The organism is Bradyrhizobium sp., from assembly GCF_036009065.1.
GTDB lineage: Bacteria > Pseudomonadota > Alphaproteobacteria > Rhizobiales > Xanthobacteraceae > Bradyrhizobium.
In genome coordinates this window covers 1-1,788 of record NZ_DASYMN010000136.1, presented here as the reverse complement: position 1 = coordinate 1,788, position 1,788 = coordinate 1, and the positions used below count along the sequence as shown (strand labels likewise).

Sequence of the window (1,788 nt, the reverse complement as noted above, 5' to 3'; positions counted from 1 at the left end):
GAAGAAATCGTGTCCCGGACGCGGTGCGGCATCCTTCATGCCGCTCCGCAGAGCCGGGACCGTACCAATCGCCGGCGGTCGTTACGGTCCCGGTTCTGCGAAGCAGCGCAAGAGCGCTGCATCGCGCCCGGGAAAAGCAAGGAAGCCATCAGTGCCTTCTTGAAACGCCCGTGACAGACAGGAAACTGCAATGAAATTCTTCAAGAAAATTCTTCTGTTGCTGTTGCTGCCGCTGTCGCCAGCACTGCCGGCGCTCGGGCAGGACTATCCGAGCCGGCCGATCACCCTGGTGGTTCCGTTCTCGGCCGGCGGTCCGGGCGATGTGATCGCGCGTCTGCTCGGAAGCTCGATGAGCGCCACACTGAAGCAGCCCTTGGTGATCGAAAACGTCGTGGGCGCTGGCGGCACCCTCGGCACCAACCGGGTCGCCAAAGCCGCACCCGATGGCTACACCCTGCTGCTGATGCATGTTGGCCAGGCCACCGCGCCGGCACTCTATGCGAAGCTGCCGTTCGACCCGGTCGGCGATTTCGCAGCCATCGGCATGGTCACCGATGTGCCGATGATCCTGGTGACGCGCCCGAATTTTCCCGCCAGGGACCTGAAGGAGCTGGTCGCCACGGTGCGCGCGCAAGGCGACAAGCTCACTTATGGCAATGTAGGTCTCGGCTCCGCGTCGCATCTTTGCGGGCTGATGTTCATGAGTGCGATCGAGACCAAGCTCACGCCGATCTACTACAAGGGCGGCGGACCGGCGCTGAACGATGTGATCGCGGGTCACATCGACGTCTATTGCGATCCCGCGACCGGGCCGACGCCGTATATCCAGGCCGGCACCATCCCGGGCTACGCGATCACCGGCAAGAAACGGGTTTCGACCCTGCCCAACCTGCCAACCTCGGCGGAAGCCGGCCTGCCGGCATTCGACGTCACGACCTGGTACGGCATGTATGCGCCGCGCGACACGCCGAAGCCGATCGTGGATGCGCTCGTCGACGCGCTGCAAAAGGCGCTCAAGGATCCGGCCCTGATCAGCCGCTTCGCCGAGCTCAGCATGACCGCGGTCGAAGAGGAACGCGCGACGCCCGCAGCGCTCGAACGGCTGCTCAAGCTGGAGATCGAACGATGGGGCCGGATCATCAAGGATGCCGGTATTACCCCGCAATAGAGCCGGGCGGCGCCAAGATGCGGTACTCCTGCCCCGCCAGCAAGCGAAGCTGGCAAGGGGCGCCACTCATGGCCCGGAGCACAACACGCTCCAATCTGAGGCCGGATACATTGATGCAAGACCGCTGACGCCAATTCGACGGACCATACATTCGGGTCATTTTTGGAAGTCGGCGCTCGTATCCGCGAGCTCCGGTCTGCCCTCAGGAACGGACATCGTCAGCCCGACAGGCTACGTCCGCTAAGGGCCAAGTTCGGACATCGCGGCTAACCCTGTTTTAGACGTCAAAAGCTGCATCGCCATCCGCTGAGGCTAATGTGCGCGCAAGTTTTTTCGACAGAGCCCGGTGAAGACCTTCCGGCGACACGCCGAGTTGCAAGAGGACCTGACCGAAATCCAGATACTCGCGATAGCTGGCGATTTTGCCCCCGCGGAATTCAAACAGGCCCATCGCGAATAGCCGGACCTGTTTGCCCGCGCTTTGCGGCACTGCAGCGGTGATTTGCGAGTCGATGGTCCATTCAATGGCGACGCGCTCCGCATCAGCCACCAATGTGCGAACTTTCCAGCAAGCATCAGCTTCGAGAAACATCCGTTCGAGCATTTTCTTCAACTCGTCT

General features: G+C 62.0%; 2 protein-coding genes. One reads left to right on the top strand and one right to left on the bottom strand.

The genetic code is table 11. The features are described from left to right. Positions 1–190 precede the first annotated feature (190 nt). Positions 191–1,168, top strand: coding sequence for a tripartite tricarboxylate transporter substrate-binding protein (locus VGP39_RS08185; protein ID WP_327567604.1), 978 nt, complete (start codon positions 191–193; stop codon positions 1,166–1,168). Between the two features lie 277 nt (positions 1,169–1,445). Here the strand turns inward: VGP39_RS08185 and VGP39_RS08180 are convergent. After that, positions 1,446–1,788 (bottom strand): nuclear transport factor 2 family protein (locus VGP39_RS08180; RefSeq protein ID WP_327567603.1); only part of this gene is annotated, 343 nt, incomplete at its 5' end.